This is a genomic window from Eubacterium limosum (genome assembly GCF_000807675.2).
Taxonomy (GTDB): domain Bacteria; phylum Bacillota; class Clostridia; order Eubacteriales; family Eubacteriaceae; genus Eubacterium; species Eubacterium limosum.
This window is the reverse complement of sequence record NZ_CP019962.1, coordinates 1966785-1982067: the sequence shown is the minus strand read 5'-3', so window position 1 is coordinate 1982067 and position 15283 is coordinate 1966785. Positions and strand designations below refer to the sequence as shown.

14 protein-coding genes are annotated in these 15283 nt (G+C 52.0%); 3 read left to right on the top strand and 11 right to left on the bottom strand.

Annotation, left to right across the window (positions count from 1 at the left end):
* Positions 1-65 precede the first annotated feature (65 nt).
* Positions 66-1238 (bottom strand): GGDEF domain-containing protein, encoded by a 1173-nt coding sequence (locus tag B2M23_RS09165; protein WP_052237306.1) that lies wholly within the window; start codon positions 1236-1238, stop codon positions 66-68.
* 214 nt (positions 1239-1452) lie between these two features.
* Here B2M23_RS09165 and B2M23_RS09160 point away from each other — a divergent pair, with 214 nt between their 5' ends.
* Together B2M23_RS09160 and B2M23_RS09155 are read left to right on the top strand one after the other, a co-directional pair.
* Positions 1453-2883, top strand: coding sequence for an APC family permease (locus B2M23_RS09160; RefSeq protein ID WP_038352771.1), 1431 nt, complete (start codon positions 1453-1455; stop codon positions 2881-2883).
* Between the two features lie 15 nt (positions 2884-2898).
* A complete protein-coding gene (locus tag B2M23_RS09155; protein ID WP_038352772.1) occupies positions 2899-4209 on the top strand; it encodes a M18 family aminopeptidase in 1311 nt (436 codons plus the stop codon).
* A 253-nt stretch (positions 4210-4462) separates the two neighbouring features.
* On the opposite strand, the gene B2M23_RS09150 is transcribed toward B2M23_RS09155, so the two are convergent.
* From B2M23_RS09150 to B2M23_RS09125, 6 genes are read right to left on the bottom strand one after another with little or no spacing between them, the layout of a single operon-like run.
* Positions 4463-5179 carry a hypothetical protein gene (locus tag B2M23_RS09150; protein ID WP_038352773.1) on the bottom strand — a complete coding sequence of 239 codons (717 nt, stop codon included), beginning with the start codon at positions 5177-5179 and terminating at the stop codon, positions 4463-4465.
* A gap of 46 nt (positions 5180-5225) precedes the next feature.
* Entirely contained in the window at positions 5226-5786 is a 561-nt protein-coding gene (locus tag B2M23_RS09145) for a SipW-dependent-type signal peptide-containing protein (RefSeq protein WP_038352774.1), read from the bottom strand.
* Between the two features lie 33 nt (positions 5787-5819).
* Positions 5820-6455 carry a spore coat-associated protein gene (locus B2M23_RS09140; protein WP_013381712.1) on the bottom strand — a complete coding sequence of 212 codons (636 nt, stop codon included), beginning with the start codon at positions 6453-6455 and terminating at the stop codon, positions 5820-5822.
* A gap of 45 nt (positions 6456-6500) precedes the next feature.
* A complete protein-coding gene (locus tag B2M23_RS09135) occupies positions 6501-7133 on the bottom strand; it encodes a hypothetical protein (RefSeq protein WP_038352775.1) in 633 nt (210 codons plus the stop codon).
* Positions 7134-7147: 14 nt separating this feature from the next.
* On the bottom strand, positions 7148-7651 hold the full coding sequence (locus B2M23_RS09130; protein WP_052237307.1) for a signal peptidase I: 504 nt from the start codon (positions 7649-7651) through the stop codon (positions 7148-7150).
* The gene (locus tag B2M23_RS09125; RefSeq protein WP_038352776.1) at positions 7652-9715 is read right to left on the bottom strand and encodes a vWA domain-containing protein; all 2064 of its coding nucleotides are present in this window, start codon (positions 9713-9715) and stop codon (positions 7652-7654) included.
* Between the two features lie 418 nt (positions 9716-10133).
* Here B2M23_RS09125 and B2M23_RS09120 point away from each other — a divergent pair, with 418 nt between their 5' ends.
* Positions 10134-11360, top strand: coding sequence for a tyrosine-type recombinase/integrase (locus tag B2M23_RS09120; RefSeq protein ID WP_038352777.1), 1227 nt, complete (start codon positions 10134-10136; stop codon positions 11358-11360).
* Positions 11361-11587: 227 nt separating this feature from the next.
* Here the strand turns inward: B2M23_RS09120 and B2M23_RS09110 are convergent, their stop codons facing one another.
* From B2M23_RS09110 to B2M23_RS09095, 4 genes are read right to left on the bottom strand one after another with little or no spacing between them, the layout of a single operon-like run.
* Positions 11588-12889 (bottom strand): acetyl-CoA hydrolase/transferase family protein, encoded by a 1302-nt coding sequence (locus B2M23_RS09110; RefSeq protein ID WP_038352778.1) that lies wholly within the window; start codon positions 12887-12889, stop codon positions 11588-11590.
* A 33-nt stretch (positions 12890-12922) separates the two neighbouring features.
* Positions 12923-13474: a 2-oxoacid:ferredoxin oxidoreductase subunit gamma family protein gene (locus B2M23_RS09105; RefSeq protein ID WP_038352779.1), complete on the bottom strand. Its 552-nt coding sequence runs from the start codon at positions 13472-13474 to the stop codon at positions 12923-12925.
* 1 nt (position 13475) lies between these two features.
* Positions 13476-14228: a thiamine pyrophosphate-dependent enzyme gene (locus B2M23_RS09100; protein WP_038352780.1), complete on the bottom strand. Its 753-nt coding sequence runs from the start codon at positions 14226-14228 to the stop codon at positions 13476-13478.
* Positions 14212-15279 (bottom strand): 3-methyl-2-oxobutanoate dehydrogenase subunit VorB, encoded by a 1068-nt coding sequence (locus B2M23_RS09095; RefSeq protein WP_038352781.1) that lies wholly within the window; start codon positions 15277-15279, stop codon positions 14212-14214. The genes B2M23_RS09100 and B2M23_RS09095 overlap by 17 nt, the downstream gene beginning before the upstream one ends.
* Positions 15280-15283: the final 4 nt, after the last annotated feature.

Sequence of the window (15283 nt, the reverse complement as noted above, 5' to 3'; positions counted from 1 at the left end):
AATTCTGCTCCGGTCATTAGTAGGGGGTGCCTGCCACGCAACACGGCTGGGGCATTTTTTGCCTTCTATTCATAAAACGTGAAGCTGTTCTTTCCTCGTTCCTTGGTAGCGTACAAAGCTCTGTCGGCGGTTTTATAAAAATTGGTGTAGTCATTGCCCCGGGCGCTGGAAAAGGCGACCCCCAGGCTGGCGGAGATATGCCAGCTTCTGTCGCCCGAAAGGCAGGGCTTGTTCAGGGCAGTCACAAGCTGGCGTGCCTTTGCCCTGGCCCAGTCCTGGTCTGGCGCTTGGACAAAAACCACAAATTCGTCCCCGCCTATACGCCCGATAATGTCATTCTTCCGGAACTGCCGGCTCAGTGTCTGGGTAAAATTCCTGATGATTTCATCGCCAAAGGCGTGGCCATACTGGTCGTTCACCTGCTTAAAATCATCAATATCCAGTATAAAGAAAGCATAAAAACAGACTTGGTCCTCCCTCAGCATCTGGCTGATCCGCCGCTCGGTGGCCGTTTTGGTGAGTAGGCCGGTCATCTCATCGGTCTGAACCAGCTTCTGGATTTCCCGCTCCCGCCGTTTCTCGGCATCGATGTTCTGACGGTAAGTGAGCATATGCAGACTGCCGTCGCTCTCCCACCTCACGATCCGTGCAGTGATGCGCATCCAGTAGTAATGTTCGCCGTCCTGGGAGATCATAAACTCATAGCTCAGCATTTCCCGGCCCTTCTCATAGGCGCGCAGGACGTTTTCGGGTAAAAAGGTATCGAGATAGCCTTGGCGGAACTCCTTCTTAATCTGTTTCTCGGCCACTAGGGCCAGTGCCGCGCTGAAGGGTGCGCCATTGGGAACGCCCAGGCTCTCAAAATAATCCTCTGTCGCGCGGTTGGCTGGCCGGTCCCTGGTCACATTGAGCTCATAGATATCATCGTAAAGCTCCTTGGTGGCTTTCTCAAACAGTGTCTGGTGCTCCCGGGCCCAGTTTTGCGCCAAAGTGATGACCTGTCGGTTGTAGCTGTAGACTGTGTGTATGAGCACCGTCAGGGTCACTGCCAACACAACGGACAGCAGGCCTGCCGCTACAGCCAGCCCATGCATTTCCAACACGTCGGCGGCCTGCCCGCTATCTACCTTAGCTGCCATAAAGCCTGCGTACCCACTAAGCGCTGTGGCCAACAAAAAAGCCACCGCGGCCACACCGCAGATCATGACATTTGTTTTAAACACGATTTTCTTTTTCATTAAAAAGGACTCCCTGCTATTTTTTTAACTGTACTTGACCAATTATATATTATAACAAACCAAAATCCTCAAAAGCACCTCAGATTGACAGGGTTTTAACGGCCTCAAACCCTTTACATTTATTTTTTTACTTTTTTCTTGACCTTTTCCTTCAGGTCTTGCATAATAGACAAGGAATCCAAGTTATATAATTGCATAAAAAGGAGTATTCTTTATGAAAAATCAACTCGAGACGCAACCTGTTGAAAAGAGAATGAGCTGGTACACCCTGGCGCTCATGGCCTTCACAGCTGTCTGGGGCTTCGGGAATGTCATCAACGGCTTTTCGGAATACAATGGTTTAAAGGCCATTGTGGCCTGGATCATCATTTTCGCCCTGTATTTTGTGCCCTACGCCCTCATGGTTGGGGAGCTGGGGTCTGCCTTCAAAGACGCTGAGGGCGGCGTGAGCTCTTGGATCATGCAGACCATTGGGCCGCGCATGGCCTACTACGCAGGCTGGACTTACTGGGTAGTGCACATGCCCTACATTTCCCAGAAGCCAAACTCGGTGATGATCGCGAGCAGCTGGGCCATCTTCCAGGACGCGCGCATCAGTGACATGAACCCCCTTGTCATGCAGTTTGCCGGGCTGGCCATTTTCCTGGTCGCTCTGGCGCTGGCCTCCAGAGGGCTCAGCATCCTCAAGAAGCTGGCCTCTGTGGCTGGTATGGCCTCCTTTGTCATGTCCATCCTCTACATTCTGCTCATGATGGCCGCTCCGGCCATCACCGGCGCCAAAACCCTTCAGATCGACTGGTCGCTCCAGACCTTTATGCCCACCTTTGATTTGAAATTTTTCACCGGCCTGTCCATCCTCATTTTTGCCGTGGGCGGCTGCGAAAAGCTGTCCCCCTATGTCAACCGGATGAAAAACCCGTCAAAGGATTTCTCGACCGGGATGATCGCCCTGGCGGTCATGGTTTGCGTCTGCGCCGTTTTGGGTACGATTGCTATGGGCATGATGTTTGACTCGAACAATATCCCCAAAGACCTGATGACCAACGGCGCTTACTATGCCTTTGCCACTCTTGGCGAATACTACCACGTGGGCAACGTTTTTGTCATCGCCTTTGCCCTCACCAACGCCATCAGTCAGTTTACGGTCATGATCCTCTCCATTGATGCACCGCTGTGCATTTTACTGGGCAGCGCGGATAAGGAGTACATCCCCAAATCGCTGTTTGTCCAGAACAAGTACGGCGCTTACACTAAGGGCCATAAAATGGTCTTAGTCATTGTGGGGATTCTCATTGTGGTGCCGGCCTTTGGCATTGGCAGCGTAGACGAGCTGGTCCGATGGCTGGTCAAGGTGAACTCGGTCTGTATGCCGCTGCGGTACCTGTGGGTGTTTGTGGCCTATATCGCCCTGAAAAAAGCCGGCAATGCGTTCCCGTCAGCCTATCACTTTGTCAAGAATAAAACCGTCGGCATCATTTTTGGCGCCTGGTGCTTTATCGTCACCGCCATTGCCTGCATTGGCGGCATCTATTCCGATGAGCCCTTTGAGCTGATCTTAAACATTCTGACCCCGGTTGTGCTGGTTCTGCTGGGCTTTATCATGCCCTACATCGCAAAACATCAGAACGCCAGGGATCTGTCGTAAAACAAGGAGGTCACCATGAACGAACCATTAAATCACGAACTGTTATCCTTTATTGGAAAAAGCCCCACCGTCTTTCACGCGGTGGACACCATGAAAGCCCAGCTTGCAGAAGCAGGCTTTATCCCGCTGGAAGAGAGCAGCGCCTGGCAGCTGGCGCCTGGCCGAGGCTACTACGTCACCCGCAATGCCTCGGCTCTCATCGGCTTCAGAATTCCGGAGGGGGCCTATACCGGCTTTCAGATTGTCGCCAGCCACGGCGACTCTCCGTCCTTTAAAATCAAGGATAACCCCGAGATTACCGTGGAGGACCACTACACCAAGCTGAACGTGGAGGGCTATGGCGGCATGCTCCGCGCGCCCTGGCTGGACCGGCCCCTGTCCGCGGCCGGACGGGTGGTCGTTAAGCACAGCAGCCAGATCTTTACCCGCCTGGTGAACCTGGACCAGGACCTGTTCCTCATTCCAAACCTCGCCATTCACATGGACCGCAAGTCTGGCAGCGGCCATGAATATAACATCCAGAAGGATATGCTGCCCCTTGTGGGCGACGGCGCTTCCAGGGGGCGGCTTATAGAGCTTGTGGCAGAGGCTGCCGGTGTGGCCGGAGCGGACATCACCGGCGCGGAGCTGTTCCTTTATAACCGGGACCCTGGCCGCATCTGGGGCGCGAACCATGATTTTATCTCCACCCCGCGGCTGGATGACCTCCAGTGCGCCTTTGCATCGCTGAAAGGCTTTCTGGCCGCGGTCCACCCGCGAAACGTGGCGGTGCACTGCGTCTTTGACAACGAGGAGGTGGGCAGCGGCACCAAGCAGGGCGCTGGCTCCACCTTCCTGAAGGACACCCTGGCCCGCATCGTAGAAGCCACCGGAGGCACCCGGGAGGATACCTTCCGCGCCATGGCCGGCAGCTTTATGGTCTCCGCCGACAACGCCCACGCTGTCCACCCCAATTTCCCGGAAAAAACGGACGACACCAACCGCCCTTACATGAACGAGGGCATTGTCATCAAGCACAGCGCCAACCAGAAATATACCACCGACGCGGTCTCCGCCGGCATTTTCAGGGCCATCTGTCAAAAGGCCGGCGTCCCAGTCCAGAACTATGTCAACCGGTCCGATATGGCCGGCGGCTCCACCCTTGGCAATATCGCAAGCACCCACACCCCCATGAACACTGTAGACATTGGCCTGGCCCAGCTGGCCATGCACTCCCCCTACGAAACCGGCGGCGCAAGAGACACTGAACACCTTGTAAAAGCGTTAAAATATTTTTATGAAACCCCAATCCGGTGCGAGGGCGACGGGCGGTATGTGGTTGAATAGACACCCCTATGCCAAAAGAGAGGATGCGGCGTCTTGCCGCATCCTCTCCTGCTGCCCTGTGACAGCCGGGAAATGGCGCTTTCCCTGGATCATTCCTTTTTTAAATGCTCACTTCACTCTCCCGTGAGCTGTTCACACATCTACAAAACCTTTTATTTCCACTGGCCCTTTCCACCAGTCTTTCTCCAATCTCTTCAGACGGCCAGCCTGCTCCGCTCCACTGAAGCATTCCGGCCATCTCTCGCGCGCTTTTTTAACGTTTTTTTCGTTTAACCATAACGCCTGAAACGCTTAATAATGCCAGCAAAACCAACAGATAGGCAGCACCCATACTGTCAAGCTGTCCAAACAGCCCTGTAGACGGCGCGCCGCCAGACCCCTCGGTTTTTGAACCACTCTGCGCAACATCACAGATAAAGACCCAGTGCACCCGTCCCAGGGCTTCCTGGTATTTATTCTCAAGATCCCCCGGAACCGTCAGTGTCGCGTCGATAATTCCCTGGTCATTTTTGGTGTACTCGCCAATGAAAATATCATCCTTTAAGGTCCCCTGGCCGCTGGTTTCCGGCAGCCCGGAGGCCGGCCCGTCATAGATGGTCCGGACGTTTCCGTCAGCGGTTGTCAGGTCCAGATGCAGGCTCAGGCGGTTTAACAATTCGTCGGAAAGCGCTTTTTCTTCTGGTGTGTCAAAACCTTCCGCCTCCGCTGCCTCGGCGTGCAGGTACATCTTCACATTGTTAAAGTCCTTATTGTTGAGCCAGATTCTCTGCTCCTGAACCTCGCCGGGCACCAGCTCCTTATAATTAAAGAACAGATCATCGTCTGGCAGGCTCACAATTTTTTTAGCCTCACCGTCATAAATGACGTTGCGCTCATTCTCAGCCCTGACGCCCACGCCGCTTATTGCCAGCAGGATCAGGACCGCCAGAAGCAAAACGGCTGCTTTTCTGGAAAATGTCATCACACTCATTCAATCACCCCTTTCCTCTGGTAATCAGGCTTATTTTAAGGTTCATTTATTCTCCCGGATAGGGCTCCACATGCGTGTCTCCCCAGCCGTCAATGACGCTCTCTGTCCTGTGGGGTGTAAAATGGTCGGACTGGACCGCTTCTGCCTGCACATTCACTGTAAAGGTTTTGTCCACAATTTCATTTCCCCAGGTTTCCGGGATGCTTAGCTCTGTGAACAGTGCTGGCGTGCTCTGCCCAACTGGCAGAACCGCCTGATAGTAGTAGCAGCCGTCTTCTGATTTCACCCAGTCTTTCTGAATTTCCAGCGCCTGCTCAATGTCATCCATCTGGGCGTCGCTCAGCCCCTCGTCGTGGGTCAGGCGGATGCGTACATAGGCACTGTTTTTACCGGTATTGATCACTGTTGGATCCTTGGGGTAAACGCCGCCGGGCACAACGCCTGTTGGCGCTTTCCATTCCGGCTCGGTCAGATCAATCCGCACGTTTCCCATGGTGATAATATTTTCAGTTTTCTTGGCATCTGTGAACCACGCCAGTGTCCCAGCTGCGATTAACAGCACAGTGCACAGAACAGCCGTGATTCCGATGGCTCTTTTTTTATTCATGTTTCGCTCCTTTCAGGTTACTCGCACTCATGGCTAAACTAAATCCGGAAAAGCTGCCTTAATGCAGTCCGCCGCTGTTTTGCCGCTCTGAACCTGTGCCAGGTAACCGGCCGCGTCGATTTGGAAATCCTTAATGTCCGCCGCGTTCGCGTTATCGTGCACGTTTACCGATTTAAAGACATCGCTGGTTTCGCTTCCAGCTTCGACTGCGGTATTATACACATAGACCACTGCCTTCCCATCCTTTGAGGTACCCAGCGCTGTCCATTCTCCGGTGTTAAAGCGGATGTCTGCAAACGCACTGACGGCGTCCAGCGCTGCCTGGCCCTCCGCGCCGTCACAGCTTATATCCAGACGGACAGCGATATAGGCCGGCTCCTTTTGCGAGGTGTTTTTCACCTGTGGATTTTTGGGAATGACCATGCCTGGCAGCATATCCTTTGCCATATCTCTGCCAAGGGGGGATGGCTGCGGGGTTACAGGGTTGTTACCATAGTCAAGCCCATCCCAGTTAACCTCCTGTATGGCGCCTGAAAGGCCGGCCGTCGCCACAAAGGTGTTTTTCTTTGTGGCTGTCTGCGCGGTCAGCCAGGCCAGCACGCCGCCAACGGCAAGAATCCCTGCCAGTGCAATCGCACTTAATCCAATTGTCCATTTCTTTTTGTTCATTTTAAACCTCTCTTTCACTTTAAGGCCATTCCTAACGACCGGCCATTACTGAATGGGGATATCTGCACCCCATGTATCTTTTACAGCGCCCAGATCCGCCGCGTCCAGCGCGTCGGCCAGCACCTGTATTTCCAGATGACATCCCTCGGGCATTACAAATCCCGGAGCCAGTAAAACACTCTCCAACAGCTGTGTGGTGGTATCTCCTGGCGCTACCGGCGTTTTGTAGTAAAAATAGTCGCCCTGCTGCTGCCAGCCGCTGTCAGCCGTTCCCGGGCCAGACGCCGCAAAATTATAGCTTATCTGCCCCTCCAGGCTGATGCCGGTTCCCGCGTTATCGCTGTCAAAGACAATTCTGGGCACCAGCCGGACGCGGATATAAGCGTCTGTGACCTTTCCCTCCGGGTTATCATAATTCTCAATCCATACCTTTTTAGGGACGGTGGCGCCACCCTGGATCGCTGCATAATTTTGCGGCGTTTTTTCACCAGTCTCCTGCCGGTCCCTGCCGCTAGCCGGGTCTTGTTCTAAGACTGTGATATTCACAATTTTTTTAGGGCTGAAAAGATTTTCCTTCACATTTGTGGTCGCGTTTAAAAACGCGTAGGTTCCAGCTACCGCCGCTAGCATAATACCAATGATACCGGCTGTAATGACACGGACTTTTTTTCGTTTCACGCATTCTCACCTCCTCATTTTCGTTTGGATGCATTTGTTTTCATCAGGCGTCCGGGCAAAAAGGCCAGAAGCATCAGGACCAGAAGGGCTGCCCCCAGAATCATTTTTCCCTGGGCCGACCCTGCCAAAATACTGACGTAGCCGGCAAGGGGAACACAGAACTGCGGGCTGCCCACCAGCCGGTCAAAGGACACAGGTCCCTGATCCTCGACGGCGTTGGCGTCCCCCTTTGTTTTAAAACTCTGGCTGGCCTCGTCCACCTGGGTCACCCGGTGTGTGGCCAGGGTTCTGCCGTCTGCCATATAAAAAGTAATGGGATCTCCCAACTTTACATCTTCCGCGGCGACAGGCCTGACAAAGATCAGGCTTCCCGCCGGGTATTGCGGCTCCATGCTGCCGCTCAGCACCGCTAAAGGGATCCACCCCAGCAGGCGAAGGCCTGAAAGCAGCAGGATCATCAGACAGAGCAGTACTGTTAGGATGGTGGATAATATTTTTCGGATAACCATGGACTTCATTTAATTCACAAACCGGTTCAGAGCGTTAGCAGCATCCCCCAGAATACGAGTGTTCTGGTTTAAGGCATTGCTGGCTCTTATCACTGAGGGGGCCTTGCCTTCCTGTCCCTGATAAGGCGCTGTGCCGTTAAGCTGGGCCTCTGTCGCAGTGCCGTTATCCCCTGAACCGCCCAAATAAAATCCTTCTGATGGCTTATACACCGGGGCTGGAACAGGCTCAAAGCCCTGGGTTAAATCCGTTAAATTGTATTTCCACGACCAGCCGCTCTCTTCCTTTACGGTGTAGTAGCCTTTTCTAAGGCCCCGAACGGTGTTTGTTTTCACCTTTGTATCCTCATTGGCCGCGAAGCTGATTACCTCATAGAAAGTATCCTGAACCGGCCCGGACAGCTCGTCCCGCCGCTCAATTTTAAAAACAAAGCTCTGGTTGGTGTTCGGCCGCGTATCAGATGTATATTGGGCGTCGATCTCTTTAGTAATATCAAGCTGCCCTTTTACCACATGCACTGTGTACTGCCCAGACAGGCTATCACCCGCCACACTGACGTTTCCAGACGAGCTGTTGGTTGACGCCTCTGTTGGAGGGTTGACGGACTGCGTGACACTCAGCTTATAGACGATGCCGCTGTCCGGTATTTTGTCCAGCTCTTCTGGTGTGCAGGGTTCAGGCTGCCAGGCCTTTTTAATGAGCCCCTGATTGTAGGGCGCATCAAAAACATCGCCGATGGATGGACGGATGTTCTCAGCGTCGTCCCAGCCCAGCATCATGGCTTCCAGTCCGGCTTCATCTGTGACGCCGGTCTGCCTAAGCGAATCACCATAAAAAATGGCTTTGTCAACATCCTGGCTCTTCAGCTTCAGCCGCCGCACATTCACCGTCGGCGAAGCAAAGGGCGCCACAAGCACCCCGTCGACACTTACCCCTGAGCCGGCAGCGTTGGTGAGCACATTGTTATCCCCGATAAAGCTGTCTTTTGCCTTCACCTCAACAGAGTCCTGCCAGCCGTTTCCGGACAAGTCTTTATCCGGCCATACGATGGTGGTGGTACCATCCCCGTTTTCGGTATATGTGACGCCTGCGGTGTCAAAGGCGGCTTTCTGCTCAGCGGTCAGCTCAAACCGGCTGTCCAGTACATCACTTACCGTTGCTGTCACCGCGATCTGGTGTGTGATGGCGTCAAAAATATCCTGCAGAGCCTGCGCAGTATCCGCGAGAGCCGCGCTGTGCTGTGAGTCAATATAGTTCAGGTAATCGTGAACTCTTTGAAACGACCAGCTTTTTAAGATCCCAATCGAGAAGATTTCAGCGCTTAAAGGGTCTCCTTCAAATTCCCAGTACGGGTTATGGCTGGAGCCATCATCGAGGCTGCCGTCATAATCTCCAAATATTCTTCCGTCTCTTTTAATTAAGTCCTCCCCTTTAATAATCGAGGCGGTACTCTCCGCTCTCGCCGCGATCTCTCTGTCAAATCCCGAGTAACTGTTTGGTTCCCCATCGGTCAAAAAGATGACAAACTGCTTGTTTCCTGAATCCGCTGCGCCCAGCACGCTGTACGCATCCTCCAGCCCTAAATCTGACCGTGTGGCGCCACTGACCCAAAGCTTATCAATGGCCCGGTTAAGGCTTTGGATATTTTCCTGTGTGTCTAGAGACGTCAGGCCTATATTGGTTTTGGAGTCGCTTGCGTAGCTCACGACAGAAACCTGGCTGGCCGGGGACTGCGCGCTCAGCTGGGTAATGAAATCCTTAGCGGTATCCTTCAGCACCTCCATTTTAGTCTGCCGGCTTCCATCGTAGCGCTCGCCCATGCTCCCGGACCGGTCGATAACCAGCACCACATCCGCAGCGCCGACCGCTGAAGAACTGGCCTTTGCGCCAAGGTTGATCTGGTAGGTTCTGCTTTCCCAGTCCTTAAGCTCGGCCGTCTTGGTGACCTCGATGTCGGGGGATGACGGCTCCGCGGACTCCGGCGCTGCCAAAACAGAAAAGCCGCTGCTCCACAGCATGCCCAGCAGAGTGATGACTGCAATAATTTGTTTTCCTGTTTTTTTCATATTCAGCATACATCCTTTCCTCCAGAACACTTTGAAAACGTTTATTATTGTCGTTTGACGGATTGCGTTTTTTTATTCTGGATTTTTAAAATTTTTTAGACAGCACCGTTATCTTGAGTATTTCTTAAAATGTTCAATATCCTCTTTTAAAAAATACAAATTGGTTATAAAATATAGGTCAGCTAACATAAAACATTCGTGAAATATTTAAATTTCACGAGCTTTTATCAGCCATCAAATATTAAAATACGGATACTATCTATTTCATGTAAACATTATAACACAATAATTGAATAAATCCAGACTTTTTTTAAGATAATTAAAGAGGGAAATGGATAATGATAGTAAATAGAGCTTTATTCATCTGTTTAATTATAAAAAAAATGGTCAGAATATGGTCAGAAATCAGAAAAGGAGTAGAATCATCATGAAACGTTATCGAAAAAATGTCTATAAACGCAAGGATGGCCGTTACGAAGGCCGCTATATAATAAGATATGAAAATGTCTATGGAAAGGCTGTCTACCGTTCCGTTTATGCTAAAACCTACAAGGAAATAATTTTAAAGCTTGAGGAGGCAGAAAATAAAGTTTTTGAGGAGGTCCAGCTTCAGCGTCTGTTGCGGGAAGAAAAGGAAAAAAGCAATCAAAGGGGTATCATTGAAAATGTTTTGAACATTCAGTTTGACGAAAACCAGAAAGACAAGGCCAAAACGCTGCTGGCGGAGTGGCTGAGGAAGTGGCTTGAGTCATACAAAAAATATACGATCAAACAGTCCTCCTATACAAGGTACAGCAATGTCGTCAACCGGCACCTCGTGCCACGGCTGGGGCACTGCGAACTGGAAAATCTGAAGCCAGATGCCATACAGGATTATATAAAAGCAACCTTAGAAGAAAATAAAATAGCGGTCTCAACGGTTCGCGGGCACATTGTCATTCTCTCGGCCGCCCTCAAGCAGGCACAAAAAGAGGGATTAATCCATAAAAACCCTTGTGACGATATTGTTTTACCTAAAAGGCTCATAAAAAAGCCAGTTTTTCTTGATGTGAAAGAAGCCCAAAAGCTCGAAGCTGTGTTGAAAAATTCTCGGGACCATAAAAAATCAACAGCTGTGCTTTTCGCCCTTAAGACAGGCATTCGTCTAGGGGAGTTGGCTGCTTTAAAGTGGAAGGATGTTGATTTTGATGAGCAGGTCATCCAAATCAGGGATTCGGTTCAGCGTGTGAAAAACAGTGAGAAGAGTGGCATGAAAACCAAGATGGTGTTTGAAGGGACAAAGTCCTACAGCTCTAACCGGACAATCCCCATGAATCCGGAAATCCATGAGCTGCTGTATCAGTATTATGAAACCATGAAACACAGGGAAAATTTTTCAGAAACATTCGTCTTTACAAATCGAAAAAATTCTTTCATCGACCCTAGGGTTTATCAGCTTTACTTTAGGCGTATTCTAAAAAAAGCCGGAATTCGCCACGTCAATTTTCATGCACTGCGCCATACTTTCGCGACACATGCGGCAAGTAAAAATATGCAGATTTCTGTTCTGAGCAGGATTTTGGGACATTCAAACGTCGGTTTGACGCTGCAGCTTTATGTTCATGTACTGAGCGGCCAGGATCAGCAGGAAATGCTGAAGCTGTCTGCAAGCTGACCGTTTTGGTCAAAAACATGGTCATAAATACGCCAAGCGCCTGAAATAGAAGGTTTAGGACAAAAGCTCGTGAAATTTAAATATTTCACGAGCTTTTTTAATGCTTTTGTTTCTTTTCTGTTTTTCTGTAAACCTTTTGAAGGCCGGTACTGTGCCATGGCGCGCACCACCCAAAAAAAGATAATGCGGCAAAACGCCGCATTATCTTTTAGAGAAGGATCTTTATTTTAGGACAGTATTTTCATTTTTCGCGCTTCTGCTTTTAACGCCTCCCTGAAATCAGGATGGGCGATGGCGATCAGCGCTCTGGTTCTTTCGGACAGGGTCTTTCCCCTCATCTCCGCGATACCGTATTCCGTCACGATACGGTCCACGTCGTTCTTGCTGGTTGTGACGACCGCACCCTGCGTAAGCGTGGATTTGATCCGGCTGACCTTGCCGTTGATGGCAGTGGAGGGGAAAGCGATAAAGCTTTTGCCGCCGGGGGACAGCCGGGCGCCTCTCACGTAATCGCTCTGGCCGCCGGTCCCCGAGATATGCCTGTTCCCCACAGATTCCGCGCACACCTGGCCCCAGAAATCAAGCTCCAGAGCCGAATTAACCGATATAAAATCCGAATGCTCTGCGATCACCAGGGGGTTATTCACATAGTCCACTGGCAGGATTTCGATGGCAGGATTGTCATTGACAAAATCATACATATTCTGGCTGCCATAGGCAAATGTAGCCACAGAGCGTCCGGGGTGGATGGCTTTCCGGCTGTTGTCCACTGCTCCAGAGGCAATCAGCTCCATCATGCTGTCTGTAAAAAGCTCAGTGTGGATACCCAGGTGATGCTTTTTCTTCAGGGCCTGGCCCACTGCCTCGGGGATCCCGCCAATCCCCAGCTGAATGGTGGCCCCGTCAGGGATCTCCGCCGCGATCAATTTGCCAATGATCTGGCTGACAGCGTCAGGCTCTGAGGGCTCTGTGGCGGGCAGGGGGACATTGTTCTCGCACAGCGCGGTAACCTGAGATATATGGATTACGGGGCTGCTGAGCGATCTCGGCATATTTTCGTTGACTTCCAGAAAGATATGTTCTGCCTTTTTAAGCATGGCAAGGCTGTTGGAAGCAGTACAGCCGGTAGAGAAGTAGCCGTGCCGGTCCATTGGCGACACCGTCGCGCAAAAGGCATCCATATCAATATAGTTTTCAAATAATTCGGGCATATCCCGGTAGTAGCAGGGCATCACATCCCCCACTCCGGCTGCCACGCCCTGGCGCGCATATTTTCCCGAAAACCAGGACACCCCTAACTTGCCCATAAGCCCTTCGTCGTAACAGGGCATGGGCTGCACATCCAGGATGGTGTGCAACTGGACGGTAAAATCCGCTTCCTGCTGAATCCGATTCATCACCGCGCTGTAAATGGCCGGCGGGTAGCCCAGCGCGATGTCGGAGCAGCACACCCAGCCGCATTCCATGAGGGCTGCGATTTCCTCTGGCCGCTTAAGCTTTTGCTTATATTGACTGATCACTGTTTTCATTCACACACATTCCTCTTACCCTTATGCCTTCGGTTACGCCAAGGCTCTGGCATAATTCTTTCCCTTTTCAAGCGCCTGCCGGTTAACGGGGATAAACTTCGCTTTACCTTCGCCGAACACCTTGGTAAAGGCTTCCAAAACCGCCTCCTCCGAGATGGTATGATCCACTTCCAGCAGGGCCCCAAGCAACACCATATTCATGAGCTTCGGGTTACCCAGCTCCTTTGCAATATCGCTAGCTGGAACATAGATCGTCCGGATATCCGTCCGCTCCGGTTTTAAAGAGATAAGGTTCGCATTGATGATCATGGCGCCGCCCGGAGCGACCACATTCTCAAACTTACGGAAAGACGGCTCATTCATGACGACCGCGGACGAGGCGTTTTTCGTGACGACCGGAGAACCGATGGGTTCATCCGAAATGATCACCGTACAGTTGGCTGTTCCGCCCCGCATCTCAGGGCCATAGGAGGGACACCAGGAAACCTCCTTGTCCTTTATCATCGCCGCATAGGCGAGCAGCTTGCCAACACTCAGAACCCCCTGTCCTCCAAAGCCTGCAAAACAAATTTTCTGTGTTTCCATTTTATGCCTCTGCCTCCCTTGTAATGTCTTTATAAACCCCCAGCGGGTAGTAAGGGATCATTTCTTTTTCGATAAACTGCATAGCCTTGACCGGCGGCAGCCCCCAGTTGGTCGGGCAGCTCGAAACCACCTCGATGAGTGAAAAGCCAAGCCCTTTTTTCTGAACCTCGAAGGCCTTTTGAATCGCCTTTCTGGTTTTCATCACATTGAATGGCGAATTGACCGCAACACGCTGAACATAGGCGGCTCCCTCAAGGGTGCTCAGCATCTCCGACACACGTATGGGGTTCCCGTCGAGTTTGGGGTCACGCCCACTCTGGCAGGTGGTTGCCTTCATGCCTGGCAGGGTCGTTGGCGCCATCTGGCCGCCCGTCATCCCGTAGATGCCATTGTTGATAAAAATGGTCGTGATCTTCTCACCCCGGGCAGCCGCGTGAATGATTTCCGCGGTGCCAATGGAGGCCAGATCTCCGTCCCCCTGGTAGGTAAAAACCGTATTATCCGGGTGTACCCGTTTAACCCCGGTAGCCGTAGCCGGCGCACGGCCATGGGCCGCCTGGATGCCATCAGTATTGAAATAGCTGGTCGCCATGACCGCACAGCCAACCGGGACCACCGCAATGGCTTCTTCCAGCAGCCCCATCTCCTCAAGAACCTCACCGACAAGCCGGTGGACAATACCGTGGGTACATCCTGGGCAGTAGTGGGTCTTTGCCTCGGTCAGCCCCTGGGTGCGTTTAAATACAGTGGTCATTTTTTTCCACCTCCATCACAGATTTCGCAAATTCAACAATTTCCTCTGGCGTCAGGATCACACCGCCGGTGCGGCCGTAAAACTCGACTTTATGGACATCCCCGCAGGCCAGTTTAACGTCGTCCACCATTTGGCCAAGGCTCATCTCAACATCCATGATCTTCTTGACCGAAAGGTTTTTAAATGCCTTTTCCGGGAAGGGCCACAGAGTCTTTGGCCTTATCAGCCCCACGCGGTAACCTTCCTCACGCAGGCGCTTAATGGCTGTCTTGACAATCCGGGCAGCGGTGCCGTATGCGGCAAAGGCGTACTCGGCGTCTTCCATCATAAAGCTTTCCGCCTGCTGCTCATTTTCCTGGATCTGCTCATATTTTTGCTGCAATTCAAAATTGGCGGTTTCCAGCCCCTCGGCTTCCAGGTCCAGGTTAATGACGAGGTGGCGCTCGCCCTTCCCTTTTCCGGTCATGGCCCAGTCCTTGGGCTTCAGTTCTTTGGATGGCCTGTAATTGAACTCCACAGGCTCCATCATCTGGCCGATCATTCCGTCGGACAGAATGATCACCGGTGTACGGTAATAGTCCGCAAGGTCAAACCCCTCCATGACCATATCCGCAACCTCCTGTACCGTCGACGGCGCCAGGACAATATTATGGTAATCCCCATTGCTGCCGCCCTTTACACACATGTGGTAATCGGCCTGGCTTGGCTGTATGCCGCCTAAGCCAGGGCCGCCGCGCATCATATTAACAATCACTGCCGGCAGCTCCGCCCGGGTGATATAACCGATCCCCTCCTGCTTCAAGGCGATTCCAGGTGAGGATGAGCTGGTCATAACCCGTGCGCCTGCTCCTGCCGCACCGTAGACCATATTAATAGCTGCCACCTCGGATTCGGACTGCACAAACGTCCCCCCGATTTTAGGCAGCTCTCTGGACAGATACTCTGGAACCTCGCTCTGCGGCGTGATCGGGTAGCCAAAAAAGAACCGGCATCCCGCCTCCATCGCCGCCTTGCCAACTGCTTCATTCCCCTTCATTAAAACCTTTGTCACTGCT

Coding starts and splice junctions, on each gene's coding strand:
- B2M23_RS09155 (WP_038352772.1), top strand. CDS start 2,899: ATGAACGAACCATTAAATCACGAACTGTTATCCTTTATTGGAAAAAGC.
- B2M23_RS09110 (WP_038352778.1), bottom strand. CDS start 12,889: ATGAAAACAGTGATCAGTCAATATAAGCAAAAGCTTAAGCGGCCAGAG.
- B2M23_RS09145 (WP_038352774.1), bottom strand. CDS start 5,786: ATGAATAAAAAAAGAGCCATCGGAATCACGGCTGTTCTGTGCACTGTG.
- B2M23_RS09105 (WP_038352779.1), bottom strand. CDS start 13,474: ATGGAAACACAGAAAATTTGTTTTGCAGGCTTTGGAGGACAGGGGGTT.
- B2M23_RS09150 (WP_038352773.1), bottom strand. CDS start 5,179: ATGAGTGTGATGACATTTTCCAGAAAAGCAGCCGTTTTGCTTCTGGCG.
- B2M23_RS09100 (WP_038352780.1), bottom strand. CDS start 14,228: ATGACCACTGTATTTAAACGCACCCAGGGGCTGACCGAGGCAAAGACC.
- B2M23_RS09130 (WP_052237307.1), bottom strand. CDS start 7,651: ATGAAGTCCATGGTTATCCGAAAAATATTATCCACCATCCTAACAGTA.
- B2M23_RS09140 (WP_013381712.1), bottom strand. CDS start 6,455: ATGAACAAAAAGAAATGGACAATTGGATTAAGTGCGATTGCACTGGCA.
- B2M23_RS09120 (WP_038352777.1), top strand. CDS start 10,134: ATGAAACGTTATCGAAAAAATGTCTATAAACGCAAGGATGGCCGTTAC.
- B2M23_RS09165 (WP_052237306.1), bottom strand. CDS start 1,238: ATGAAAAAGAAAATCGTGTTTAAAACAAATGTCATGATCTGCGGTGTG.
- B2M23_RS09160 (WP_038352771.1), top strand. CDS start 1,453: ATGAAAAATCAACTCGAGACGCAACCTGTTGAAAAGAGAATGAGCTGG.
- B2M23_RS09125 (WP_038352776.1), bottom strand. CDS start 9,715: ATGCTGAATATGAAAAAAACAGGAAAACAAATTATTGCAGTCATCACT.